At 66.4% G+C, this 23751-nt stretch carries 21 protein-coding genes; 8 read left to right on the top strand and 13 right to left on the bottom strand.

The window, feature by feature from the left end; translation table 11 throughout:
* The first annotated feature begins 2 nt into the window (after positions 1 to 2).
* The 3 genes from AC3ZI9_RS13265 (at position 3) to AC3ZI9_RS13255 (ending at position 2756) form a co-directional block, all read left to right on the top strand.
* The gene (locus tag AC3ZI9_RS13265; protein ID WP_443382426.1) at positions 3 to 905 is read left to right on the top strand and encodes a 3-hydroxyacyl-CoA dehydrogenase family protein; all 903 of its coding nucleotides are present in this window, start codon (positions 3 to 5) and stop codon (positions 903 to 905) included.
* A gap of 50 nt (positions 906 to 955) precedes the next feature.
* Positions 956 to 1663, top strand: a complete 708-nt coding sequence (locus AC3ZI9_RS13260; RefSeq protein ID WP_443382428.1) for a tyrosine-protein phosphatase — start codon at positions 956 to 958, stop codon at positions 1661 to 1663.
* 103 nt (positions 1664 to 1766) lie between these two features.
* Complete coding sequence (locus AC3ZI9_RS13255) at positions 1767 to 2756, top strand: NAD-dependent epimerase/dehydratase family protein (protein ID WP_443382430.1); 990 nt, start codon at positions 1767 to 1769, stop codon at positions 2754 to 2756.
* A 12-nt stretch (positions 2757 to 2768) separates the two neighbouring features.
* On the opposite strand, the gene AC3ZI9_RS13250 is transcribed toward AC3ZI9_RS13255, so the two are convergent.
* Positions 2769 to 3665 carry a serine protein kinase RIO gene (locus AC3ZI9_RS13250; RefSeq protein ID WP_443382432.1) on the bottom strand — a complete coding sequence of 299 codons (897 nt, stop codon included), beginning with the start codon at positions 3663 to 3665 and terminating at the stop codon, positions 2769 to 2771.
* A gap of 220 nt (positions 3666 to 3885) precedes the next feature.
* Between AC3ZI9_RS13250 and paaZ the strand changes: the two genes are divergently transcribed.
* Positions 3886 to 6018 carry a phenylacetic acid degradation bifunctional protein PaaZ gene (gene paaZ, locus AC3ZI9_RS13245; RefSeq protein WP_443382434.1) on the top strand — a complete coding sequence of 711 codons (2133 nt, stop codon included), beginning with the start codon at positions 3886 to 3888 and terminating at the stop codon, positions 6016 to 6018.
* A gap of 40 nt (positions 6019 to 6058) precedes the next feature.
* Here paaZ and AC3ZI9_RS13240 read toward each other — a convergent pair whose 3' ends face one another.
* The 4 genes from AC3ZI9_RS13240 to AC3ZI9_RS13225 are packed head-to-tail and all read right to left on the bottom strand — an operon-like array spanning position 6059 to position 10365.
* Positions 6059 to 6727, bottom strand: a complete 669-nt coding sequence (locus AC3ZI9_RS13240) for a response regulator transcription factor (protein ID WP_443382436.1) — start codon at positions 6725 to 6727, stop codon at positions 6059 to 6061.
* The gene (locus tag AC3ZI9_RS13235) at positions 6699 to 8192 is read right to left on the bottom strand and encodes a sensor histidine kinase (RefSeq protein ID WP_443382438.1); all 1494 of its coding nucleotides are present in this window, start codon (positions 8190 to 8192) and stop codon (positions 6699 to 6701) included. The genes AC3ZI9_RS13240 and AC3ZI9_RS13235 overlap by 29 nt, the downstream gene beginning before the upstream one ends.
* Positions 8179 to 8622 carry a hypothetical protein gene (locus AC3ZI9_RS13230; protein WP_444561085.1) on the bottom strand — a complete coding sequence of 148 codons (444 nt, stop codon included), beginning with the start codon at positions 8620 to 8622 and terminating at the stop codon, positions 8179 to 8181. Before AC3ZI9_RS13230 ends, AC3ZI9_RS13235 begins: the two co-directional genes overlap by 14 nt.
* Before the next feature lie 45 nt (positions 8623 to 8667).
* Positions 8668 to 10365: a thiamine pyrophosphate-dependent enzyme gene (locus AC3ZI9_RS13225; RefSeq protein WP_443382442.1), complete on the bottom strand. Its 1698-nt coding sequence runs from the start codon at positions 10363 to 10365 to the stop codon at positions 8668 to 8670.
* A gap of 185 nt (positions 10366 to 10550) precedes the next feature.
* Here AC3ZI9_RS13225 and AC3ZI9_RS13220 point away from each other — a divergent pair, with 185 nt between their 5' ends.
* Positions 10551 to 11186: a GNAT family N-acetyltransferase gene (locus AC3ZI9_RS13220; protein ID WP_443382444.1), complete on the top strand. Its 636-nt coding sequence runs from the start codon at positions 10551 to 10553 to the stop codon at positions 11184 to 11186.
* A gap of 25 nt (positions 11187 to 11211) precedes the next feature.
* On the opposite strand, the gene AC3ZI9_RS13215 is transcribed toward AC3ZI9_RS13220, so the two are convergent.
* The 6 genes from AC3ZI9_RS13215 to AC3ZI9_RS13190 form a co-directional block, all read right to left on the bottom strand.
* The gene (locus tag AC3ZI9_RS13215; RefSeq protein ID WP_443382446.1) at positions 11212 to 11823 is read right to left on the bottom strand and encodes a GrpB family protein; all 612 of its coding nucleotides are present in this window, start codon (positions 11821 to 11823) and stop codon (positions 11212 to 11214) included.
* Positions 11824 to 11870: 47 nt separating this feature from the next.
* A complete protein-coding gene (locus AC3ZI9_RS13210) occupies positions 11871 to 12563 on the bottom strand; it encodes a nicotinamide mononucleotide transporter (RefSeq protein WP_443382448.1) in 693 nt (230 codons plus the stop codon).
* Between the two features lie 136 nt (positions 12564 to 12699).
* Complete coding sequence (locus AC3ZI9_RS13205; RefSeq protein ID WP_443382450.1) at positions 12700 to 13308, bottom strand: TetR/AcrR family transcriptional regulator; 609 nt, start codon at positions 13306 to 13308, stop codon at positions 12700 to 12702.
* A gap of 10 nt (positions 13309 to 13318) precedes the next feature.
* Complete coding sequence (locus AC3ZI9_RS13200) at positions 13319 to 14638, bottom strand: AMP-binding protein (RefSeq protein ID WP_443382452.1); 1320 nt, start codon at positions 14636 to 14638, stop codon at positions 13319 to 13321.
* Positions 14639 to 14712: 74 nt separating this feature from the next.
* Positions 14713 to 15165 carry a hydroxyphenylacetyl-CoA thioesterase PaaI gene (paaI, locus tag AC3ZI9_RS13195; protein ID WP_443382454.1) on the bottom strand — a complete coding sequence of 151 codons (453 nt, stop codon included), beginning with the start codon at positions 15163 to 15165 and terminating at the stop codon, positions 14713 to 14715.
* A gap of 157 nt (positions 15166 to 15322) precedes the next feature.
* Positions 15323 to 17494 carry a S9 family peptidase gene (locus AC3ZI9_RS13190; protein ID WP_489923680.1) on the bottom strand — a complete coding sequence of 724 codons (2172 nt, stop codon included), beginning with the start codon at positions 17492 to 17494 and terminating at the stop codon, positions 15323 to 15325.
* A gap of 355 nt (positions 17495 to 17849) precedes the next feature.
* Here AC3ZI9_RS13190 and AC3ZI9_RS13185 point away from each other — a divergent pair, with 355 nt between their 5' ends.
* Entirely contained in the window at positions 17850 to 18314 is a 465-nt protein-coding gene (locus tag AC3ZI9_RS13185) for an SRPBCC family protein (RefSeq protein WP_441379774.1), read from the top strand.
* Positions 18315 to 18729: 415 nt separating this feature from the next.
* Positions 18730 to 19728, top strand: coding sequence for a malate dehydrogenase (locus AC3ZI9_RS13180; RefSeq protein WP_443413545.1), 999 nt, complete (start codon positions 18730 to 18732; stop codon positions 19726 to 19728).
* Between the two features lie 16 nt (positions 19729 to 19744).
* Here the strand turns inward: AC3ZI9_RS13180 and AC3ZI9_RS13175 are convergent, their stop codons facing one another.
* Positions 19745 to 20527 carry an SDR family oxidoreductase gene (locus AC3ZI9_RS13175; RefSeq protein ID WP_489923679.1) on the bottom strand — a complete coding sequence of 261 codons (783 nt, stop codon included), beginning with the start codon at positions 20525 to 20527 and terminating at the stop codon, positions 19745 to 19747.
* Positions 20528 to 20575: 48 nt separating this feature from the next.
* Positions 20576 to 22207 carry an alkaline phosphatase D family protein gene (locus tag AC3ZI9_RS13170; RefSeq protein ID WP_086997972.1) on the bottom strand — a complete coding sequence of 544 codons (1632 nt, stop codon included), beginning with the start codon at positions 22205 to 22207 and terminating at the stop codon, positions 20576 to 20578.
* An 84-nt stretch (positions 22208 to 22291) separates the two neighbouring features.
* On the opposite strand from AC3ZI9_RS13170, the gene AC3ZI9_RS13165 reads away from it, so the two are divergent.
* On the top strand, positions 22292 to 23740 hold the full coding sequence (locus tag AC3ZI9_RS13165; protein WP_489923678.1) for a serine hydrolase domain-containing protein: 1449 nt from the start codon (positions 22292 to 22294) through the stop codon (positions 23738 to 23740).
* The last annotated feature ends 11 nt before the right edge of the window (positions 23741 to 23751 follow it).

Below are 23751 nucleotides of genomic sequence, written 5' to 3'. Positions count from 1 at the left end.
CGATGACCCCCAGCACCCCGGAAAAGAACACCGCCGTCCCGAGCGAGGCCGACGCCTCGACGTCCCTGCCCACCCGGGTCGGGGTCCTGGGCGGGGGCCGCATGGGCGCCGGCATCGCCCATGGCTTCCTCATCAAGGGAGCCGACGTGCTCATCGTCGAACGCGACGCACCCAGTGCCGAAGCCGCCCGGGAACGGGTCGCCACGGCCGTGGGCAAATCCATCGACCGCGGCCTGGCAGGAGCCGTCGAGGACCATCTGGCCCACCTGACGGTGAGCACCGACTACGCCGACTTCGGGGACCGCGAACTGGTCGTCGAAGCCGTCCCGGAGATCTGGGACCTGAAGGTCTCCTCGCTGCAGGCGGTAGAAGCCGAGCTGGGCTCCGAGGCCGTCTTGGCCTCGAACACCTCCTCGCTGTCCATGAGCGGCCTGGCCGGTCATCTGGCCCGTCCCGGGAGCTTCCTGGGGCTGCACTTCTTCAACCCGGTCCCGGCCTCGACCCTGATCGAAGTCGTCATCGCCGAGCAGACCGCGCCGGCCCTGGTGGAGAAGGCCCGCGGCTGGGTGGCCGGTCTGGGCAAGACCGCCGTCGTCGTCAACGACGCCCCCGGCTTCGCCTCCTCCCGGCTGGGGGTCATGCTCGCCGTGGAGGCGATGCGCATGCTCGAGGAGGGCGTTGCCTCCGCCGAGGACATCGACAACGCCATGGTGCTCGGCTATAAACACCCCACCGGCCCGTTGAAGACCACGGACCTCGTGGGGCTGGACGTGCGGCTGGGGATCGCCGAATACCTGGCCGAGCAGCTCGGTGAACGCTTCGCCCCGCCGGCGATCCTGCGCCGGAAGGTCGAACGCGGGGACCTGGGCCGCAAAACCGGGCAGGGCTTCTACGACTGGAGCTGATCCGTGGGGCCCCTCCTGCCGGCGATGGGGGCGCATGGCAGGATGGGCCCATGAACGAGGTGAACTGGGAAGGCGCCGTCAACGCGCGGCGCGTGGCAGGACGGCTCTACCGGATGGGCCGCAGCGAATGGCTCACCGAACGCGGGTGGGCCCAGGCCCATGACGCAGGCATCCGCACGGTCATCGACCTGCGCAATGCCGACGAGCGTCGACGTCGGCCCACCGACCCCGCGGTCGACCCCGGGGCGCTGGCGGGGATCACCGTGCTGCATTGCCCCACCGAGGACCAGGCCCATGAGGAATTCATGGCCGCGGCCGCCTCGGCAGACACCCCGTACCTCAGCGATCCGCGCTACTACCCGGCGAACCTGGAGCACTTCCCCCGGCTGGTGGCCGGCGTCTTCCGTGCCCTGGCGGCGGCCCGGGGCTCCGTCGTCGTGCATTGTTCCGCCGGCCGGGACCGGACGGGAATGATCATCTCCATGGCGCTGGCCCTGGTCGGCAGGCAGGATCTGATTCCCGGCCAATACGATGCCGGAGCGCGCGGAATCAACGAATGGCACCGGATCAGCCCGGTCAAACACCCCTATGAACGGCATTTGAGCGAGGAAGAGCTGGCCCCGGTCATTGCCGGACGCCAGCAGTCACTGGCCGAATTCGTCGACGGGATCGACGTCGAGGCCTTTCTGCTCGGGCAGGGGCTGACGGTCGCCGAGATCGATGCGGTGCGGGAACTGCTCGCGGGCTCCCGGGCCTGACCGCTGCCGGTCGGGGATCGGCGGGAGGACACATATCGTCCGATCCAACGATTTTTCGAATTCGACTTGCCAGAACCCGGGCCGGGGGAGTTGGCTGGTTGGCATGGCAAAAATCCTCGTCCTCGGTGGTACCCAGTGGCTGGGCCGAACCCTTGCGCTGCAGGCCGTCGAGGACGGGCACGATGTCGGGTGCTTGGCCCGTGGCAGTTCGGACGGCTTCCCCGAGGGGGTCCGCGAATTCCGGGTCGATCGTGAGGTCGAGGACGCCTACGCGGGGGCCGCGGCCGAACCCTGGGACCTCGTGGTGGAACTGACCTGCCGGCCCGCCCACGCCAAGGCGGCGGTGGAAGCCTTGTCCCCGCAAGCCGGACACTGGGTCTTCGTCTCCTCTTGCTCCGCCTACGCCGTCCACTCCCGGGCGGGGGCCGCCGAGGCCTCGAAGCTCCTGGTGGCCCAGGACTCCAGCCTGGGTTACAGCGACGAGAAGTTCGGCGAAGCCAAGGCCGGTTGCGAATGGCTCACCGTTGCCTCCCGTGGCAATGCGGCACTGCTGGTCCGTCCGGGACTGATCGGTGGCCCCGGGGACCCCACCGGCCGGTCCACCTACTGGCCCCTGCGGTTCGCCCGCGGGCAGGAGCCGGTCCTCGTCCCCGACGACGACGGCGAGGCCCGCTATGTCCAGATCGTCGACGTCCGCGATCTGGCGGCCTTCATCCTGCGCGCCGGGCTCGAGGCCCGCAACGGACCGGTCAACGTCGTCGGTGCCGAGATGCCGCTGGGTGACGTGATCGCCAGCGCCCAGAGTGCCGCGGGATACAGTGCCGCCGTCGTGCCCTACCCGTTGCACCGGATGCCGGACGACGCCGTCGCCCCCTGGTCGGGCCCCCGCTCGCTCCCGCTGATCCTGCCCGCCGGGACCGAATTCGCCGGCTTCGCCCGCCGGTCGGATCGCAGGGCCCTGAAGTGGGGGCTGGTGCGCCGTCCGTTGGCCGAGACGTTCTCCGATATCATCGCCGCGCACGACCCCACCGAGGAGCTGCGCTCGGGACTGAGCGCGGATCACGAGGCGGAGCTGATCAACCGACTGGGCTGAGTTGAATCATCGTCAGGTCCAGGCGGCGGCCAAAAGGTCGGCGAGCAACTCCTCGGGATCCTGGTCGAGTCCCCGGCTGGTGAACCAGGAGCAGACGTTCCGGCAATCCCTGGCCAGCAGATCGGCGCCCAGCGGGTTCGCGGCCAGATCGACCAGTTGTGGCAGGTCGATGATCACCAACCGGTTTCCGGAGACCAGGATGTTGTATGGGGAGAGGTCTCCATGGGCGTATCCCAGCGAGGCGAACCCGCCCATGGCCTCGACGAGCTGGTCGAAAAAGGACTGGAGCACAGGCCGCGTCGGCCGCAATTGCTGCAGTCTGGGGGCTGCGGCGTCGGGATGGTCGGGGTCGGTGATGAATTCCATGAGGATCTCGGTGCCATCCACCTGCACGGGGTAGGGGACCGGGATCCCGGCTTCGTGGGCCCGGACCAGGAAGTTCCATTCGGCGGCGGCCCACTGGGCCGCCTCGACCTGGCGGCCATAGGAGGAACCGTTCTTCAGTGCCCGCGCATCCCGGCTGCGCCGTACCGTGCGCCCCTCGGTATAGATGGTGGAGCGGCGGAAGGCGCGCTGTTCGGGGGGCCGGTACCTCTTGGCGGCCAGTAGGGACCGGCGGGTGTCGGTGGCGCGTTCGAGCAGGAAGACGTCTGCTTCCTTGCCGGTTTTCAGGATCCCGAGTTCGGTGTCGATGGCCCCGGCGTCCTCGATGATGAACCCCGGGCGGGGCGTGGGGCCGCGCATCAGTCGTTCCACGTTGTTCCAGGTGGACCAGCGTTGATTGGCGGCCAGGGAATCGTCGAGCATGTTCCATCCCGCGGGGCGTTCCTCGCCGGTGCCGTGTCCGGACGTCGCGGGCGTCAGTTTTTGGAAGGTGGTTTCCGGATCAGTAGCGGAATTCGAAGTCATGTAGGTGGTGGCTCCCGGGGAGGTGGTCGATGGAGGTCGGGGCGTGTGGGGCAACAAGGGTCGTCATGGCGGCCTCCCGGGAGTCGGTGATGGGCGGGACCCTGAGTCAACAACAGTGATCGAGGAAAGTCAATCACTTTCGGATCGACCGCGCCCCACTGGCCGTCATGTAGGCTGGGCCTCAAATACCGACCGATCGTTCAGGAAGGACTTGTCGACGATGACAACGCAGACCCCCGAGCTGGTACCCAGCTATATCCAGGACTCCTGGTGGACTCCCGAGGGCACTGACGGGGCCACGACGGTCCTGGACGCGAACACCGGCCAACAGCTGGCCCTGGTGAGCGCTGCTGGTCTCGATCTGGCCGAGGCCGTGGACCACGGCCGCTCCGTGGGGCACCGTGAGCTCGGGAAGCTGACGTTGCACGAGCGGGCCCTGCGGGTCAAGGAGATGGCCCAGTACCTCAACGAACGCCGCGAGGAACTCTACGACGTCTCCTACCGGACCGGCGCCACCAAGGTCGACAACATGGTCGATATCGACGGCGGAATCGGGGCCCTGTTCATCCTGTCCTCCAAGGGCCGTCGTGAGATGCCCAACTCCAACGTCGTCCAGGACGGCCCCGCCGAGCCGCTATCCCGTGACGGTTCGTTCCTCGGGGGCCATATCTTCACCCGCATCCCCGGGGTCGCCGCACAGATCAATGCCTTCAACTTCCCGGTCTGGGGCATGTTGGAGAAGTTTGCCCCCGCCTTCATCGCCGGTGTCCCCACCCTCGTCAAGCCCGCCACCCCGACCGGATACCTCTCCGAGGCCGTCGTGCGGATGCTGGTCGAATCCGGACTCCTGCCCGCCGGCTCCCTGCAACTGGTCTCCGGCTCCGCCCGCACCCTGCTGGACGTGCTCGACTACCGGGACATGGTCTCCTTCACCGGTTCGGCCTCGACCGCGGACGCCCTGAAATCCCATCCGAACGTCGTCTCCGGCGGCATCCGCTTCACCGCCGAAACGGACTCCCTCAACGCCGCGATCCTCGGCCCCGACGCAGTGGCCGGCACCCCCGAGTTCGAGGCCTTCATCAAATCCGTCACCACCGAGATGACTGTCAAGGCCGGCCAGAAGTGCACCGCCATCCGCCGCGCCATCGTCCCGGCGGGACTCGAAGACGACGTCGTGGCCGCCATCGGCGCCCGACTGACCCAGCGGGTGGTCGTGGGGGATCCGCGGGCCGAGGGGGTCACCATGGGGGCCCTGGCGTCGCTGGACCAACTGCGCGATGTCCGCGGCGCGGTCCAGGACATGCTGGCTGCCGGCGGCGAGATCGCCTACGGCACGTTGGATGCCCCCGTGGTCAGAACCGCTTCGGGGGAGGAACACGAGGTCGCCGAGGGCGCGTTCATGTCCCCTCTGCTGTTGACCTGGGCCGATGCGAAGGCGGAAGCAGTCCACTCGCTGGAGGCCTTCGGCCCGGTGGCCAGCGTGCTGGGCTACACGGACCTGGACGAGGCAGTGGAGCTCGCCGCCCGCGGCAGCGGCTCGCTGGTGGCCACGGTGTGCACCAACGACGGGGACGTTGCCCGTGACCTGACCATCGGGATCGCCGGCCACCATGGCCGGATCCACATCCTCAACCGCGAGACCGCCCGCACCTCCACCGGTCACGGGTCCCCGGTCCCGCATCTGGTCCATGGCGGGCCGGGCCGCGCCGGCGGCGGCGAGGAACTCGGCGGCGTCCGGTCCATCAAGCACCACATGCAGCGCTCCGCCATCCAGGGCTCCCCGAACCTGCTGACCGCCGTCACCGGCGTCTGGCATGCCGGAGCAGACCGGGTCATCGCCGGGGCCCCCGAATTCGGGGCCGTGGAAGGAGCCATCCACCCGTTCCGCAAATCATTGGCCGAGTTGCGGATCGGCGACGCCTTCGCCTCCCCGTTGCGTGAAGTCACCCTGGACGAGATCACCGCCTTCGCGAACACGACCGGCGATACCTTCTACGCCCATACCGATCAGGAGGCGGCGGCGGCCAACCCGTTCTTCCCCGGGGTCGTCGCCCACGGGTATCTGCTGGTGTCCTGGGCGGCGGGGCTCTTCGTCCAGCCGGCCCCGGGGCCGGTGCTGGCCAACTACGGGTTGGAGAACCTGCGGTTCATCACCCCCGTTCCGGCCGGGGACCGGGTCCGGGTCACGCTCACCGCCAAGCGGATCACCCCTCGGGTCACCGACGAGTATGGAGAGGTCGCCTGGGACGCCATCATCCACAACCAGGACGATGAGATCGTGGCGACCTATGACGTGCTGACCCTGGTGGAGAAGGAAGACACCATCTACCGGGACTGGTCGACGCGCGACTGAGGCCTCCGGGAACCTGCCGGCGGCGAGTGCCGCTGGCAGCTCATCCCAGATCCACCATCCGGTATCCCATCCCCCTGACGGTCTCGAAGCGTTCGGCGCCGAGCTTATTGCGCAGATACCTCACGTAGACGTCCACGATGTTCGATCCCGGATCGAAGTCGTAGCCCCAGACCCGGGAGAGCAGCTGTTCCCGGCTGAGGACCTGGCCCGGGTTGCGCAGGAACGTCTCGGCCAAGGCGAACTCGCGGGCCGACAGGTCGACTTCCCGGCCCTGGAGCAGGGCCCGGCGGCCCCGGCAATCCATCTCCAGGTCGCCATTGCTCAGCAGGGCGGGATCCGAGGTGCTGTTTTCGGGTTTCAAACGCAACCGCAGCCGGGCCAGCAATTCCTCGAAATGGAAGGGCTTGGCCATGTAGTCGTCCGCTCCGCTTTGCAGGCCGGTCACCGTGTCGTCGATGCTGCTGCGGGCGGTGAGGATGATCACCGGGGTCTGCAACCCGAAGGCCCGCAGGCGTTTGAGGACCTCGTATCCGTCGAGATCGGGCAGACCAAGATCCAGGATGATGGCCTCGAATTCCCCGTCGGTGGCCAACCGCAGACCTGCTTCGCCGGTATCGGCGACGCTGGGTTGCAAGCCCGCCGCCTTCAGGCCCTTGGCGACGAAGGATGAAATGCGCTGCTCATCTTCGATGATCAGGATCCGGCTCATGTCCGGTGTTCTCCTCTTGGACGGGAAGTGTGAGGGTGAAGATCGAACCGCGCCCCGGGGCGGAGTCCACTTCGACAATACCCCCGTGGGCGGCGGCAATGGCCGAAACGATGTTCAGGCCGAGCCCCGAGCCGAAGCTCCGGGTGCTGTTGCGGCCCCGGCCGAACCTCTCGAAGATCCGCTGCTGGTCGGTGGGCTCGATCCCCGTTCCCTGGTCGCGAACCCACAGCCGCAGCCGGTCGGTCCCGGGTCCGCCGACGGGACCGCCGTCGCGGATGATGGCCGAGCCGAGGCCGATCGCCGTCCCGGTGCCACTGAACTTCACGGCGTTGGCTGCCAGCTGCAGCACGGCCTGGGTCAAGCGCCGGGGGTCCACGGCGACGGACACGTCGGCGCGCTGGTCCACCTGCCAGTTCCGGTCACCGAGGCCGCGGGCCTTGTCCAGGAGCTCATCGAGCCAGGGACCCAGTTCCACGGGCCGGGGAACCACGAAATCGGGGCCATCCGATTTCGCCAGCGTGACCAGGTCGTCGATGAGCAGTGACATGCGGTCGAGTTCATCCACCGCGATGTCCCGGGACTGCATGACGTCCTGGGGGTCGTGGTCGTCCATCAGTTCCAGATGGCCCCGGATGATCGTCACCGGGGTGCGCAACTCGTGCCCGACGTCGTTGAGTAGTTGCCGTTGGGAGGTCAGTGCGGTTTCGAGCCGATCGAGCATGGCGTTGATGGTGAGGGTCAGATCGGCGAACTCGTCGTTCCCCACGGTATCGATGCGTTGGGAGAGATCGTTTTCCGAGATCTGCACGGCGGTCTCACGCAGGAGCCTGACCGGTAGGAGCATCCGTCCGACCATCAGCCAGCTGGCGATGCCCGCCAGGACCGTGACGCCGGCACCGACGGCGATGAAGAATTCGAAGCCGCGATCCAGGGCCCTGACCTCGGCGCCGTAGTCGTAGGCCAGCACGAGTCGGGCCGGTTCCTGGTCGGCGGCCAGCTGGACCGGGACGATCACGGCCCGGTAGGTGGTGGTGGAGGTCGTGACTGAGCTGAGGGCGATCCGGTGCGGTGGGCCGGTGGTCGCCGCCCAGTCCACGAATTCCTCGTCGTTCTCCAACCGGAGGTCGACCGTTTCGGGGGCCGTCCATTGCAGGTTCCCCTGGCTGAAGCTGACCATGCCCTCGGTGCGGGCCGGCAACGTCCGTTGCATGGCGATGTAGAGCAGGTCGTTCGCCTCGGTGAAGGCCTTGCCGGTTTCGGTATCCAGGCCCTGGGCCGCGAGGACCTGGAACTCACCGACGGTCCGGCGCAGGGAATCATCGATCCGGTCGTTCAGGGCCGACCGTTGCAGCAGATAGATCGTTGCCCCGGCGACCACCAGGGTGATGGTCACGATGGCGATCATCCCGATGAGGACGCGGGATCTGACCGACCAGCCCCCACGGGCCGGGCTAATCCTCCTCATCGTCATCATCCTCGTCGTCATCGTCATCATCGTCATCATCGTCATCATCGTCGTCATCGTCGTCCGCGGGGGACGGGGGAAGCGGCGCGACGGGGGCCTTGGTCTGGGGCGGGACGCGCGTCTTCGCCGGGGCTGCCGGTGCGCTGGAGGGACTCGCCTCCGCGGAGGAGGAGTCGGCGGGCGGGGAGGAAGCCGGCGACGATACGGGCCATTCGGTCGCGTTGATCGGCGGACTATAGGAGGCCTTGTCGCCGGAGCCGGGGGCGTTCAGGTTCCCCGGCAGTGCCGGCAGCGTTCCGTTGTCGACGACGAGGCCGGGGCCCACATCCTGATCGTGCGGGGTGGTCAGCGCCCGGGCAGCAGCAAAGGCGCCGACCACCATCGCCAGCAGAATCACGATGGCGGCGGTCAGATTCACGAACCGTCTCATGCCCCTAGTGTTCCTCCTTCGGATGAGCCGCAGATGAGAGGCTTCCTAGTATGCCTTGACGCGTTGCTCGACGATGAGATGGATCAGGGCGAAGCGTCCCTCGTCGTCGATCGCGGCCAGTGCCGCCTGAAGCGCCGCGGGGATCTCGTCGTCGTCCTGGACGCGGATGCCGAATCCGCCGAAGGCGGTGGCCATCAGGGCGAAGTCGGGGTTCTTCAGCTGGGTGCCGGACACCCGGTGCGGATGCTCCCGCTCCTGGTGGGTGCGGATCGTGCCGTATTCCTGGTTGTCCATCACGATCACCAGTGGTGTCGCCCCGTATTGCGCGGCGGTGGCCAGTTCCTGGCCGTTCATGAGGAACTCCCCGTCCCCGGCGATGCTCACCACGCGACGGCCGGGGTGGGCGAGGGAGGCGGCGACGGCCGAAGGGATGGAATAGCCCATCGACCCGTTGCGGGCGCTGATCATGGAGGCATAGCCGTTGGTGGGGAAGTAGCGGTGTGCCCAGTTGGTGTGTTCCCCGGCGCCGAAGGTGACCATGGCGTCACGGGGCAGCGTGGGAACCAGTTGGGCCATCAGGGTGGACATCCGGGCCGGTCCGTCCCCGGGGCCGTTCTCGGGTAAGGCGGCGAACTTCTCTTGTTCGGCGCGCATCCGGGTGGTCCATTCACGCCAGGAATCCTTCACGGGCAGTTCCATGCGGACCAGGTCACGAATGAAGACATCGGGTTTGGCCACGATCTGATGCGATACCGGGCCCGAACGCCCGCGCAGGGACGGATCGATGGTCACCAGGAAGTTCTTCTTCTCCCAGTTCTGCCGGACCGCGAAGCCATCGGTGATGACGTCGCCGGGGACGGTGCCCACGAAGATGAGCAGGTCGGTCTCCTCGAGCAGGTCGTAGGTGGGTTTGGGGCGTCCGTAACCGATGGGCCCCACATACGAGGGCGACGTGAAGGGGACGGTACCTTCGCAGCGCCATTCCGCGGCAGCCGGAAGGTCGTGCTCTTCGAGCCAGGTGGTGAATTCCCGGGCGCCCTCGGCCGTCCAGTCGTTGCCTCCGAAAACGAATAATGGTTTCTCGGACTCGTTCAGGGCCCCGTTCAGTGCCTTCCAATCGGTGACGGTCATGCCTCCGGAGGCGACCGGGATCCGCGGGTGCAGTTCCGCGGGGACGGGACGGGTGATGATGTCCTCGGGCAGGCCGACGACCACCGGCCCCGGGCGCCCGGACATGGCGGCGAACATCGCCTCGGCGACGACCTCCGAGGCGCGTTCCGCGTGGTCGAGGATCATAACGCGTTTGGCGCCGGTACCGAACCAGGCCTTGGGATCGAATTCCTGGAAGGCCTCCTTTTCCCGGTGCTCGAAGGGGATGAGCCCGACGAAGAGGACCATCGGGGTGGAATCCTGCCAGGCGGTATGCAGGCCCACGTGGGCATTGGCCGCCCCGGGGCCACGGGTGACCATCGCGATGCCCGGCCGCGGGTTCATCTTGCCGTCGGCCTCGGCCATGTAGGCGGCCCCGCCTTCGTGGCGGCAGACCACCGTGTCGATGGGGGAGTCGTGCAACCCGTCCAGGACATCGAGGTAGCTTTCGCCGGGGACGAGGTAGGCCCGCTCCACTCCGTGGGCGACCAGGGTCTCAACGATCAGATGGCCGGCGGTCGTGGTGCCGGTTGCAGCCGACCCCCGGGCCGGGGTGGGATCGGCTGCGGTGGATGCGTGCGGGGTGGTTGTCATGGGTGACCTTTTTCGCCGTTGAATGAACCGTCACTGGGGACACGGGCTCCGGGAAGGAGCCGAAGCGTCCGTGCGTGCCGACAGCTAAGTTACCGGACAGTAGCTTCTGGTCCCAGAAACACCGACATGGCATCGTCATGAAACAGGGGTCCCGGCGGCGGCTGTCCGTCCGTAGGATGGGGAGCATGACCCAGAGTTCCCACACCGTCACGGGCCGGGTGGCCGTCCTGCGCCCCTGGACTTTCAGCGACCGTGACATCGCCTCGGTGATCCGGGCCCACGCCGCACCCGACATGGCCGGACAGTCGGCGCGGCCCATCACCGATGCCGCTGGGGCCCGGACCTGGCTGGACGTCATGGTCCCGCGCGCCGAGGTCCGGGAACCGACCGCCGAGGAGGCCCAGGACCAGGGGCCGGATCCGGTCACGTTGCAGGCACTGGCCATCGACGTGGACGGCGTGGCCGTCGGACACGTCATGGTGTCCGGGATGGAATGGCGGCACCAGACCGGTTGGGTGTCCTATTGGGTCGAGCCCTCGGCCCGTGGCCAGAGGCTGGCCTCCGCCGCGGTGGCGGCACTCGCCGGCACGTGTTTCAGGACGTGGGGCCTGTATCGGCTGGAGTTGGGGCACCGGCTGAACAACCCGGCCTCCGGCGCCGTCGCCGCGGCTGCGGGATTCATCCGGGAGGGCGTCGAACGCCAGAAGCTGCGCTACCAGGACGACGGCGGGGCCTGGGAGCGTTTTGATACCGCGCTCTGGGCCCGGCTGGCCACGGACCCGTCCCCTGAGACCGTCCCCCTGGACATCCTGCCGGGGTGAGGCCCGCCGGCCAGGGGAAAGGGGTTCAACCGTCCGTGGCCTGCAGTCCCGAGGTGGCGAAGATCCGGTCGGAGATGGCCCGGATGGTGTCTTCCTTGCGGCGGTTGTAGTCCATGACGACGCCGCCGGCGGCCATGGTTGCCGCCGCCGCGGAGCGTTTGGCCTCGACATACAGATCCCGGTCCCCGGGGTGGACGCGCAACCAGTCGCGAAAGAGCCTGTGGCGGATCGTTTCGGGGCAGTCGGGGCCGAAGACGTGCACGTTGGCCTCCGGGGTCTCGAGCCGAAAGCACCGGTGCCCATGCCAGTCCGGCTCGCGGACGACCAGGGTGAACCCCGCACCCTCCAACGCCTCGCGGTAGGAGGATTCGTCGGCAGGATCGGCGACGGTGACATCGATGTCGATGACCGGTTTGGCCGGCAGCCCGGAAACCGCGGTGGACCCGACATGCTCCACCGCCAGGGCCGTGGGGCCAAGCGCCGCGCGGAGACGTGCGGCTATGAGTTCAAAGGTGGCGGGCCACAGGGGATCAGGCTCCGCGATGACGATGGGACGTGGAACGGGAGGGCCGGTGACCCACACGCCGGGATCCGGTTCCTCATCATGATGGTTCATGATTTCTTCGTCGGTGGCCATGGATCGACAGGCTACTACGCCGCGGTGGCGACGGGAACCGACTGCTGTCAGGCCTCCTGGTAGGGGCTCGGCGGGTATTCCACGGTGTCGTCCTGGACGGCCTCGGCCGGGAGTTGACGCCAGGCCCACCAGCCGAAGAGCGAGGCACCGAACTGCAGGACAAGCACCCCGAGCGTGGCGAAGGCCGGCTGGTTGCCGAAGTAGACGGCCACCTGGGCGACGGCCGATGCCGCCACCACGAGCCAGGCCCACCGGAAGCCGTTGGCCACCCCCACCAGGCCGGCGGGAACCAAGGCAGAAAAGACCAGGGTCAACCAGAAACTGATTTGGATGCTGCCCAGGATCTGCCCGCTGAAGATCGTGGGAAGGGCCGAGGCGAAGGCGATGAGCAGGGTGATGACGAAACCCCAGACCAGGGAGGAGGCCGTGAACGACCTGACCTCGACGGCTCGGCCGAACTTCCCCTGCAGGCGGTACTTGCTGAAACGCCATAGACCGTAGATCGGGACCAGCAGATAGGGGACGGCCTTGAAGAAGCCGTCGTAACCGAATTGCAGGGCGATGACCATCGGACCGGCGAACACGGCGATGATCTGGAACCACCAGCCGAGGTCGTTGCGGCGGGCCAGCAACAGCAAGGCGATCCCGGTCAGCAGCACACCCAGCGCGTCGAGCGCGAGGATCGTTGCCTCGGCGGTGCCAGCGGTCTGGTTGAAGAGGGTCTGGAAGAGCTGGTCCACGAAGAATGCCTATCGAACGGATGGGAGCAGGCGTGGGCGGGGAGCCACACGGAGGGAACCCCACGATGGTACCGCCGGAACGTGGCCGCATTCGAATCCACGCCGGGAGCGATCCGGGGCCGGGCGAGGGCAGGAATCAGGGGCGAAGGCCGTCGAGCATCATCGCGATTGCGTTGTCCTCGACCTGCTCGGGAGTCGAAGGGCCATCGGTGCGGTACCACTCCACGAGCGAGTTGATCGTCCCGAACAACAGGCGCGTGGTGGTGCGCGGGTCGATGTCCTGACGTAGCGTGCCCTCCTGCTGGGCATCGATCACCAACCGGGCCAGACGCCGGTCCACGGCACGCCGGCGTTCCAGCGCCAGACGTTCGATCTCGGTGTTCCCGCGCAGTCGCAGCAGCAGGGTCACATAGGACTGGCGTTCGATCAGCACCCTGATGGTCGAACGCAGGATGAACTCGAGACGCTGCCCGGCGGTGCCGTTGGAGGCGCGGGGATCCTGATCCAGGGCCTCCAGCGGCACCAGGGCCTCGTCCAGGGCCCGGTCCAACAAGTCTCCCTTGGAGGGGACATGGTGGTAGATCGCCGATTTGCTGATGCCCAGATGGTCCGCCAGCGTCCCCATGGACGTCGCATCGTAGCCGTATCTGTTGAAGACCTGGACGGCGATGGACAAGACGGAGTCCTGGTCGTGGCCGGGGCGGCCGCGTTTGGCCCCGGAGGGTCTGCTGGCGGTGGTGGGCATGCCGACGATCCTACTTGTTGCGCAGGTCGTAGATGCGCCGCAGCTTGCCGACCGAACGTGGCAGGGACTCGGGGTCCACCACGTCGACGCGGCAACTGGAGCCGACATGGATCTTGATGAGCTTCTGCAGTTCGCGGCTGGCCTCGATGGCCCGGTCCGAGGTGCAGTCCACCCGGCGTTCGATCTTCACGGCGAGCTCGTCCATCCGGCCCGGACGGGTGATTTCGAGCTGGAAGTGGGGTGAGAGTCCACCGACCTTCAACGCGATCTCCTCGATCTGGCTGGGGAAGAGGTTCACCCCGCGCAGGATGATCATGTCATCACTGCGCCCGGTGATCCGGCCCATGCGACGGTGCCCGGGACGCGCGGTGCCCGGCAACAGGCGGGTCAGGTCATGGGTGCGGTAGCGGATGATCGGCAGCGCCTGCTTCGTCAGGGACGTGAAGACCAGCTCGCCGTGTTCGCCGTCGCGCAGGACCTGGGACGGGTCGAAGGCATCGATGATCTCCGGACGGAAATGGTCCTCCCAGATGTGGCTGCCGTCCTTGGTCTCACCTGATTCGCCGGCCATCCCCGGGCCCATGACCTCGGAGAGGCCGTAGATGTCGCAGGCATCGATATCGAACATGACCTCGAGCTCATGGCGCATCTCCTCGGTCCATGGCTCGGCGCCGAGGACGGCGACCTTCAGCGAGGTGGACCGCGGATCGATGCCCTTGCGCTGCATGGCGTCACCGATGGTCAGCAGATAGGTGGGGGTGCACAGGATGGCTTCGGGGGCGAAGTCGTTGATCAGCGTGATCTGCTTCTCGGTCTGGCCGCCGGACATCGGGATCACCGTGGTGCCCAGCCGTTCGGCCGCCGCGTGGGCGCCGAGTCCGCCGGTGAACAACCCGTAGCCGTAGGCATTATGGACCTTCCACCCCGGTTTGACCCCCGAGAGGCGCAGGCAGCGGGCGCCGAGCTTGGCCCAGTCGTCCAGATCGGTCTGGGTGTAGCCGACCACGGTGGCCCGCCCGGTGGTTCCCGAGGAGGCGTGGATCCGCGCGACCTCGTGCTGCGGGACGGCGAACATCCCGAACGGGTAGGTCTTGCGCAGGTCCTCCTTGTCGGTGAAGGGGAACTTGGCCAGGTCGGAGAGTTCCTTCAGATCCGTGGGGTGGACCCCTGCGGCGTCGTACTTCTCCTTATAGAGCGGGACGCGGTCATAGGCGTAGGCCACGGTCTCCTGCAACCGGGTGAGCTGGAGGGACTCGATCTGGTCCCGGCTCATCGTCTCTTCGGCATCGAGCGGGTTGGGGAGTTCGGTTTCTGGGACTGTATGCGTCATTGCTGGCCCTTTGGTGATAGCTGGGTGGGGTGGAGGATGCGTGAGGTCGCAGGAGTGGTTCCGGCGGCGGGCATCTAGCGCTTGGTGACGGTGCGCGAACGACCGCGGAACTCGGCGACGATCTCCTCGCCGCCCTCCGGCGTGCTCTGGCGGATCTGGATGTCGTACAGGCCGCTGCGCCCCGACTGGTGACGGCGGGTCGCCTCGGCGGTGAGCAGTCGGCCCGGGAGGCCCGGCTTCATGAAGTTGATGTCCACGCCCGAGGCCACGGTGACGGTGTCCGCGGAGCCCTCGGCGGGGTTGCACGCCATCGCGAAGGCCGTGTCAGCCAAGGCGAAGATCATTCCGCCGTGGCCGATGCCGAAGCCGTTGAGCATTTCACGACGCAGGGTCATCGTGATCGTGGCCTCGCCCTCGCTGACGTGGACCACCTTGATCCCGAGCCATTCCGAGGCGTGGTCGTTGGTGAGCACGGCGTGCTGCGGGGAGGTTTCCGCTGCCGCCGCATCGACGTCGGTATCGGTCATGCTGGGACTCCATCCACGAATTACTGAACGTTCATTAGGTAATCTTGAAATGTGATTCAAGTCAAGCCATGAACCGTGGGAGAGGCTTTGTTAACGCACGGGGCAGGGCGGGATCCGCATGGATCCCGCCCTGCCCGAAACCTCAGGTGAGTTCTGCTCAGATACGTTCGGTGGCACCGAGCGCGTCGAGGGCGAAGGCGTAATCCCACGCCCGGTCCTTCCACGCCTCGTAACGACCCGAGGCGCCGCCGTGCCCACCGTCCATTTCGATCTTCAACACGATCGGTTCGCTGCCGGTGCTGATGTCACGCAGGCGCTGTACCCATTTCGCCGGTTCGACGTAGAGCACCCGGGTGTCGTTCAGGCTCGTGACCGCGGCGATCTTCGGGTACTGCACCGCGACGATGTTCTCGTACGGGGTGTAGGACTTCATGTACGCGTAGACGTCCGCGTCGGTGATCGGGTTGCCCCACTCCTCCCATTCCAAGGCCGAGAGCGGCAGCTCCGGATCCAGGATGCTGGTCAGGGCATCGACGAACGGGACCTGCGCCACGATCGCGGTGTACAACTGCGGTGCCAAGTTGGCGATGGCGCCCATGAGCAGGCCTCCGGCCGAACCGCCCATCGCCACGACGCGGCGCGGGTGGGCCCACCCGGTGGCGACCACGTGCTCGGTGGCGGTGACGAAATCGGTGAAGGAGTTCTTTTTCGCCAGCTTCTTACCGTCGTCGTACCAGTGGCGACCCAACTCGCCACCGCCGCGCACATGCGCGATGACAAAGACGACGCCACGATCGAGCAGTGAAAGCCGGGGAATCGAAAAACCGGGGTCCATGCTCATCTCATAGCTGCCGTAGCCATAGACCAGTGCCGGGTTGGAACCATCCCTGGAAACCTCCCGGCGGCGGATCACCGACAGTGGGATCCGGGTCCCATCGGCGGCGGTGGCCCATTCTCGTTCGGCCACGTAGTCATCGGCATCGTACCCTCCCTTGACCGGGGTCTCCTTGCGCAGCGACAGCTCCCCGGAGTTCAGCGTGTAGTCGTAGATGCGCGGCGGGACCAGGAAGCTGGTGTAGACCAGACGGATGACCGGGGCATCGTATTCGGCGCCGGCCAAAGAGCAGGTGTACAGCTCCTCGTCGAAGTCCGGTTCGGTCACGGAGGCCTGGGATTCGGTGCCCAGCCCGGCCAGCGGAAGGACCTGGATTCGTTCAATGGTGTCCTGGCGGACGGAGACCATGGCATGAGAGGCGGTGACCGCGGTGCCCTCGATCTTCACATCGTCGCGGTGGGCGAAGACCGTGGCCCACTGCTGATCGGCCAACGGTTTGGAGAACTCGTCGGCGGCGACCAGGGAGACCATGTTGTTCTCGGCGTCGAGGTTATGCGTGAGGAGATAGGCACGCTGGCCGTCCACGGTCACCGGGTCCATGCCATGAAGGATCTGTGCCTCGCGGCCCAGCAGCAGGCGGGGAGCGGCGAGTGGATCGACCAGATCCAGCGAATGGGTCTCCGCATATTCGGAGTTGCCGATGGAGATCAGCAGTTCCTGGCGGTCGGGGGAGAGGTCGAAGCCCATCCACATGCCCGGATCGTCTTCCTGGAGCACGACGGTGTCGCGGGAGGGGTCCTGGCCCAGGGTGTGAACCTTGACCTGGTTCGGACGCCAAGAATCATCGACCACCGTGTAGTAGACCCGGGTGCCGTCCGGGGAGAAAGCCAACCCGTAAAAAACGTTCTCGATGACATCGGGAAGTAGTTCCCCGGTGGAGAGGTCTTTGATGCGCAGGGTGAAGCGTTCGTCACCGGCATTATCCTGGGCGTAGGCGAGCAGGTTCCCGTCCTCGGCGACGGCCAAACCGCCCAGCGCAAAGAAAGGCTGGCCTTCGGCTTCGGCATTACCGTCGATCAGGATCTGCTCACCCTCGAACGGTTTTCCGGCTTCGATGACCGGCGGCGTCCAGTCGGCGACAGGATCACCGGTGTCGGTGGCGGCGGCGCGGCAGTGCACCGCATACTGCTGGCCCTCCGCGGTCCGGCTGAAATACCACCAACCATTTTTGCGGGCAGGAACCGAGAGGTCAGTCTCCTCGGTGCGCTCCTTGATCTCGGCGAAGATCTTCTCACGCAGCTCCTGCTGCCCGGCGGTCACCGCCTCCGCATAGGTGTTCTCGGCCTCGAGGTGGGCGATGACCTTCGGATTCTCCTTCTCGCGCAACCACTCATAGTCATCAACGAACGTATCGCCGTGGTGAGTGCGCTGGACGGGGATCTTGGCAGCGACGGGAGGCTGCGCTTCGATGGGGGATTCGCTCATGCGTCCCATTCAACGCCATGACGTTGGCGCCTCGCGCGCTGTTCGCCAGCGGCGTGTTGTTCAGACGTCAGCCCCGATATGCGCCCTGCTCCACGTCGCTACGTGGGAGACAAGCCATCAAGATCGTGGAATCGTGCCCAGGAGACGGGTTCTGTATTCACCATTTCCCGGCCACCTCCGGGCCGGGGCCGTGGCTTCTCTCACCCGAGGAGTCATGGCTCATGAGCAATTTTTCAAGCACACCACTTGTGGCACATCGGATTCCGGTTGACGAGGATGTTGTTGGGCGTAGTGTGTCGAGTCCGTTCCCAGTTCCAGGGATGCGGTCGAGCGATCGTTTTCGTGCAAAAGAATGGAGCAGACCATGTCGGAAAAGGAAATCACAGCGTCGAGGACCATTGATGCCCCGGCGGACACCCTCTTCAGTGTCCTTTCCAACCCGGAGAGGCACGCCGAGCTTGATGGCTCGGGATTGGTCCAGTCCGATGACAAGTCCGACCGCATCACTGCGGTGGGCCAGATGTTTACGATGAACATGCACTGGGAAAAAATGGGAGGGGATTACAAGACAGACAACCATGTGGTTGGTTTCGACGAAAACAAGCTTTTGGCTTGGGAAACCGCCCCGCAGGGACAGCAGCCCCCAGGGTGGCAATGGGTTTGGGAACTTGAACCCCAGGGGCCGGATTCCACCAAGGTTTCGGTCACGTACGACTGGAGCTCGGTCACGGATAAGGATGTTTTGAAGCAGATTAGCTTTCCGGCCATCCCGCAGGAAGACCTCGAGTCCTCACTGGGCAATCTGGCCTCTGCTGTCTCGCAGGTATAACGGGTCTCGACGGTGAATCGCACCGGATTTTGGGCGTCTCGGTCAAACCCGGTGCGATTCACAACTGACCCGGCCTCGCGGGCCCTACCCGGCAAGCAAGTACAACACTTGCCACTGTCTCAACAGCTGATACGAGTCCACGTACGGACAAATCTTCTGATGGATACGTGGAGATCGCCTAAAAGTAGAGGGTGTTGCCCGCAAGGTCGAGGGCCTCTGCTCGTTCGTCGTGGGGTGGCTTGTGAAAAGTGAAATACCCGGCGCTAGCGTCTGACAGCTGAGCGATCTCACCCAACGAGCCTTTGATGCGGCACAACAGTGAAGGTGGGATCGCTCCAGATCGACTCCAGCGGGCAGCGGTTCCCGAGACCGGCTGCGCGGCACGCCGGGTCTGGCTTCGGCCTAGACTGACGAAATGGACACCACCAGCCAGATCCCGCCCGTCACCGTCACCGTCACCGGAGCCGCCGGACAGATCGGATACTCCCTCCTTTTCCGTATCGCCTCCGGCGCGCTACTGGGACCCGATGTTCCTGTCAGGCTGCATCTCCTGGAGGTCCCCCAGGCGACCCGTGCCGCAGAAGGCACCGCCATGGAACTCACCGACTGCGCCTTTGGGCTGCTCGCCGGCGTCGAGGTCTTCGATGATCCGAACCGAGGATTCGAGGGGACCAACCTCGCGCTGCTGGTGGGTGCGCGCCCGCGGGGACCCGGCATGGAACGGGCCGACCTGCTGAGCGCCAACGGCGGCATCTTCTCGGTCCAGGGCAAGGCCCTGAACGAGCACGCCGCCGATGACCTGCGGGTGGTGGTGGTCGGCAATCCGGCGAACACCAACGCGCTGATCACCGCGGCCCACGCCCCCGACATCCCCGCGCAGCGCTTCACCGCGATGACGCGTCTGGACCACAACAGGGCAGTCGCCCAGCTGGCCGCCAAAACCGGCTCCCCCGTCGACACCATCCGCAATATCGCCATTTGGGGAAACCACTCGGCGTCGCAGTACCCGGACCTCACGCACGCCGAGATCGACGGCCGCCCGGCCACCGAGAGGGTGGAACAGGCCTGGGCACGGGAGGAATTCATTCCCCGGGTGGCCAACCGCGGTGCCGAGGTCATCGACGTCCGGGGTGGTTCCTCGGCGGCGTCGGCGGCGAATGCCGCGATCGAACATCTGCGCCTGTGGTGCACGCAGACCGGTGAGAGCGGATGGACGAGCATGGCAGTGCCCTCGGATGGCTCCTATGGGGTTCCCGAAGGGCTGGTTTCGTCCTTCCCCGTCACCACTGCCGACGGCGGGTATTCGATTGTCCAGGGGCTGGAGATCGACGCGTTCTCGCGGGAGCGCATCGACGCCTCGGTGGCCGAACTGGTCTCCGAGCGCGAGGCCGTCACCTCACTGGGCCTGCTCTAGGATTCCGGCGCCACGCTCAGGACGTCCGGAACCCTCCGTTGCTGTGCAGCAACTGGCCGGTGATCCAGGACCCCGCGTCGGAGAACAGGAAACGCACCAGTTCGGCGGTGTCCCGGCCCGTGCCGAGCCGGCCCCCGGGTGTCGCACGCACCAGGGCTGCCCGTTGTTCCTCATCCATCCAGCCGTTGTCGATGGGCCCGGGGTTGATGACATTGGAGCGGACGCCCCGCTCGGCAAGCTCGAGGGCGGAGGCGATGACCAGACGGTCCAGGGCGCCCTTGCTGGCACCATAGGGCAGGTTGCCCGCCGTGTGGTCGCTCGTCAACGCGACGATCCGGCCGCCGACTCCTCCCTCGGAAAGCCCGGTGGAGGGAAGTTGTTCGGCGAAGGCCTTGATCAGCAACCACGAGGCGCGGGCGTTGACCGCGAAATGCCGATCCCAGCTCTCGATATCGGTGGTCAGGATCGAACTGTCCACCGATTCGCAGTGTGCCAGCACCAGACCAGCCACCGTGCGCCCCGCCGGGCCGGAGCCCATCAGCTGGCCAGGAAACACCGGTTCGCCCAGATCGCCCGGCACGAGAATGACCTGCGCCCCGTACTCGCGGCAGGCATCGGCGATGGCATGTGGATCGTCCTCGCCGCGTTCCAGGTCGATGCGCTCGTCGTAGGGCTGCCAATGATTCAGGATCAGGTCCCAGCCGTCCCGGGCCAGGCCCAGCGCTATGCCGGAGGCGATCGACCGGCGGCGTCTGACGCCGGTGACCAGTGCCAGGTGCTTCTGCTGTGAAGGTGACATGGTACCGAGGCTAGCGATACGGCGTCGTACCGGGAACCCATGCACGGACTAGCGTTCGGGCACCAGGGTCCTGGAGTACTGGACCTGGCCCAGGGCGTTGATGAGTTTGACCGTGAACTCGGAGCCATCCCCGGCCACCTTGACGTGCCCGAAGTACTGGTGTTCACCCGAACGCGGTGAGCCCAGAGGAGGTCCTGCCTGCTGGAAGTCGACCTGGGGGCCGAAGGTCAGGTCCAGGGCGTTGGGTCCGAAGGATCCCGCGTTGATCGGCCCGGCGACGAACTCCCAGAAGGGGTTGAAATCGCGGAAGGCCGCGCGTTCGGGGGAGTAGTGGTGGGCCGCGCAGTAGTGCACGTCGCCGGTGAGGAAGACGACGTTCCTGATGCGGTGCCTTTTGATGGCCGAGAGCAGGCGGGCGAGTTCGAGTTCGCGTCCCAGCGGGGCACCGTGATCGGCGTTGGAGATCGATTCCTGGCCCTTGCCGTCCAGGACGACCAGCCCCAGTGGCAGGTCGTTGCCGATGACCTTCCACGTGGCCGGGGAACGGCGCAGCGAGCGGATGAGCCACTGCAACTGCTCCTCGCCAAGAATGCTGGTTGCCTGCGATTCCAGCCCGGAGGTGTTCGGGCTCCTGTGCGAGCGCATGTCCAGGGCGAACAGATCCAGGTGGGGTCCGCGTTCGATGTGACGGTAGATGCGGGTGGGTTCGAATCCCGTTCCCGGTCGCAGGGCCCGCCGATCGGCGATGGGCATGTATTCCTGCCAGGCACGCCGGGAGCGTGCGGCCAGGGTGTCGACCTGGCGAACGGCATAACGCGGATCATCAATGATTTCACCGGGGTACCAGTTGTTCATCGTCTCGTGGTCATCCCACTGGGCTACCACCGGGACCTCTGCATACATGGCCCGCAGGTTCTCATCCATCATGTTGTAGCGGTGGCGACCCCGGTATTCGTTCAGCGTCTCGGCCACCTTGGAGACCTCCTCGGTGACGACGTTGCGCCAGATCCGGCCATCGGGCTCCTTCATCTCCGCTTCCAGGGGACCATCCGCGTAGATGGTGTCTCCCGAATGCAGGAAGAAATCGGGTCCGGTGGCGTGCATGGCCGCGTAACCGCGCATTCCCCCGATGTCCTCGTTGATGCCGTAGCCCTGCCCGGCGGTGTCCGCTGTCCAGACGAAGCTCTGCGATGAGGAGTCATGGCCGTGCCGGTGGCCGTGTGCAGGGGCCGTGGTGAAGGAACCGCGGCCGGTTTCGCTGCGGCGGCCGTGGTCGTCCTCGAAATACAGTTCGACGGCGAAGCGCATGCCCGCGGGCAGCCTGCGCGCGTGCAACTTGGCGGTGAAATCGGTGCTCGCCCGGGCCTGCGAACCCGACAGGTGGAACGTTCGTGCATGGCGTCCGCGGAGCGCCTCGCCATCCTGACCGGCGGCGCGGAGCACCGCGTGCAGACGGCCCGGCCCCGAGGCGCGGGACCATAAGACGGCAGAGTTCGTCGAGACGTCTCCGGTGGAGATGCCGGAGGGCAGAGTCAGGCGTCGGGCCGACAAAGCGATGGCTGACGCAGGGTTCATGGCGGAAGCGGGGGGAACGATCAGCGAGGCGGCGGCAAAAGTCGAAGCGGAAGCCGCGCCTTTGAGCAGTGAACGGCGCGAGGCGCCGGGCCGGAAGGAATCCATATCCACGAGCCAACCTCAGGCAGAAGACCAGCACCTTTCCACACGATGAACGGCAGCAGAAACCCCTGGTGGCAGGATGGTTCCATGGCCACTGAAGAACCGACAGCCGAAACCAATCCCGCGCTCGCCGCCTGGGAATCCGTCCTCGCCTACGCACCTCGCTATCTGGAGCATCTGCGCTCCTTCGATCGGCAACCCGGCTACCAGGTCGCCGTCGCCGTCGACGGGACGGTCATCGGGACCATCGCCGGCGGCTACGCCGATGTCGCCGCCGGTACCGAGATGACGGACGCCCACCAGTTCCGCATCGCCTCGCATTCGAAGATGTTCACGGCCACCGCCATCCTTCAGCTGGTCGAAGCAGGGTCCCTGACACTTGAAGACGCGGTCGCCGACCACCTGCCCGAATTGGCCGGAACGGAAACGGGGAAGGTCACCGTAGGGGAGCTGCTCTCCCACTCCTCCGGGTTGACCCGCGACGGCACCGATTCGGACTTCTGGGTCCTGTCCCGGCCCTTCCCCGGACGAGGGGTACTCCTCGAAACCGCCGCCAACGGTCGGGTCATCGGACGCCACACCCACTTCAAATACACCAACATCGGCTATGGCCTGCTGGGACTGATCATCGAGGCCGCCAGCGGGCAGGACTACCGCGGGTACGTCCGGGAGAAGCTGATTGATCCGTTGGCGCTGCACGATACCGGGCCGGATCTGGATGAGGGGGCCACCAAACTGGCGACCGGCTACGGGGCGCTGGCCGTGATGGGTGAGCCCTATACCCTCGAGCATCGATGCACGATCGACCATGTGGATACCGGGGCACTGAGTGCTGCGACCGGTTTCTACTCCACCGCCGGCGACGTCGTTCGATTCCTCACGGCCCATCTGCCGCAGCGCCCGGGGCAGCAGGCCGCAGGGTCTCCGGTTTCCAAACACTCCAAACGCCGTATGCAACGCGCGCTCGAACAATCGGGGGTGCCCGGCAGGGACTACGGGTTGGGGATGATCCTGCAAGAAGTCCATGGGCAGGAAACCTTCGGCCATAGTGGCGGCTACCCGGGACATATCAGCCGCAGCTGGGGGTTGCCGAAAACAGGTGTGGCCCTCAGCGTGCTGACCAACGCCATCGACGGACCAGCCACGACCTGGGGTGAGCAGCTCATCGGACTGGCATCCCTGGCAGCCGCAGAAATCCCGTCCTCGTACGCCGATGTCCCGGTGGAACAGCTGAACCGGTTCACCGGGCGGTTCGCGGGACTCTGGGGCGTCCAGGACATCGTCGAGCTCGGTGGCAAGCTGTATTGCCTGTCCCTCGGTGCATCCCCTGACCCGGCGCTGACCGAACCACTGGAGTATGTGGATGCCCGGACCCTGCGTACGCGCGACCCCAACGGCTTCGGCGGGTACGGGGAGGACTTCGTTTTTGCCTTCGATGCCGCCGGAGCCGCAGTCATCCGTGGCCCCGGTGGGATGAAACTGGTCCGTCAAACCGATTTTCATGTTCCGTCGCGGGTCGTGAACCCCGCCAGCTGACCCGGCCAGAC

Source organism: Arthrobacter sp. AOP36-F1-5 (genome assembly GCF_058137995.1).
The sequence above is the reverse complement of the archived record's forward strand: the minus strand, read 5'-3'. Positions and strand labels throughout refer to the sequence as shown.

Excerpts from the sequence above, each read along its gene's own strand:
- AC3ZI9_RS13205 (WP_443382450.1), bottom strand. The coding sequence starts at position 13,308 with ATGCCCACCACCGCCAGCAGACCCTCCGGGGCCAAACGCGGCCGCCCC.
- AC3ZI9_RS13170 (WP_086997972.1), bottom strand. The coding sequence starts at position 22,207 with ATGGATTCCTTCCGGCCCGGCGCCTCGCGCCGTTCACTGCTCAAAGGC.
- AC3ZI9_RS13240 (WP_443382436.1), bottom strand. The coding sequence starts at position 6,727 with ATGAGCCGGATCCTGATCATCGAAGATGAGCAGCGCATTTCATCCTTC.
- AC3ZI9_RS13225 (WP_443382442.1), bottom strand. The coding sequence starts at position 10,365 with ATGACAACCACCCCGCACGCATCCACCGCAGCCGATCCCACCCCGGCC.
- paaI (WP_443382454.1), bottom strand. The coding sequence starts at position 15,165 with ATGACCGATACCGACGTCGATGCGGCGGCAGCGGAAACCTCCCCGCAG.
- AC3ZI9_RS13180 (WP_443413545.1), top strand. The coding sequence starts at position 18,730 with ATGGACACCACCAGCCAGATCCCGCCCGTCACCGTCACCGTCACCGGA.
- AC3ZI9_RS13230 (WP_444561085.1), bottom strand. The coding sequence starts at position 8,622 with ATGAGACGGTTCGTGAATCTGACCGCCGCCATCGTGATTCTGCTGGCG.
- AC3ZI9_RS13190 (WP_489923680.1), bottom strand. The coding sequence starts at position 17,494 with ATGGGACGCATGAGCGAATCCCCCATCGAAGCGCAGCCTCCCGTCGCT.
- AC3ZI9_RS13215 (WP_443382446.1), bottom strand. The coding sequence starts at position 11,823 with ATGGCCACCGACGAAGAAATCATGAACCATCATGATGAGGAACCGGAT.
- AC3ZI9_RS13185 (WP_441379774.1), top strand. The coding sequence starts at position 17,850 with ATGTCGGAAAAGGAAATCACAGCGTCGAGGACCATTGATGCCCCGGCG.
- paaZ (WP_443382434.1), top strand. The coding sequence starts at position 3,886 with ATGACAACGCAGACCCCCGAGCTGGTACCCAGCTATATCCAGGACTCC.
- AC3ZI9_RS13175 (WP_489923679.1), bottom strand. The coding sequence starts at position 20,527 with ATGTCACCTTCACAGCAGAAGCACCTGGCACTGGTCACCGGCGTCAGA.
- AC3ZI9_RS13200 (WP_443382452.1), bottom strand. The coding sequence starts at position 14,638 with ATGACGCATACAGTCCCAGAAACCGAACTCCCCAACCCGCTCGATGCC.
- AC3ZI9_RS13255 (WP_443382430.1), top strand. The coding sequence starts at position 1,767 with ATGGCAAAAATCCTCGTCCTCGGTGGTACCCAGTGGCTGGGCCGAACC.
- AC3ZI9_RS13265 (WP_443382426.1), top strand. The coding sequence starts at position 3 with ATGACCCCCAGCACCCCGGAAAAGAACACCGCCGTCCCGAGCGAGGCC.
- AC3ZI9_RS13165 (WP_489923678.1), top strand. The coding sequence starts at position 22,292 with ATGGCCACTGAAGAACCGACAGCCGAAACCAATCCCGCGCTCGCCGCC.
- AC3ZI9_RS13235 (WP_443382438.1), bottom strand. The coding sequence starts at position 8,192 with ATGAGGAGGATTAGCCCGGCCCGTGGGGGCTGGTCGGTCAGATCCCGC.
- AC3ZI9_RS13220 (WP_443382444.1), top strand. The coding sequence starts at position 10,551 with ATGACCCAGAGTTCCCACACCGTCACGGGCCGGGTGGCCGTCCTGCGC.
- AC3ZI9_RS13260 (WP_443382428.1), top strand. The coding sequence starts at position 956 with ATGAACGAGGTGAACTGGGAAGGCGCCGTCAACGCGCGGCGCGTGGCA.
- AC3ZI9_RS13250 (WP_443382432.1), bottom strand. The coding sequence starts at position 3,665 with ATGACTTCGAATTCCGCTACTGATCCGGAAACCACCTTCCAAAAACTG.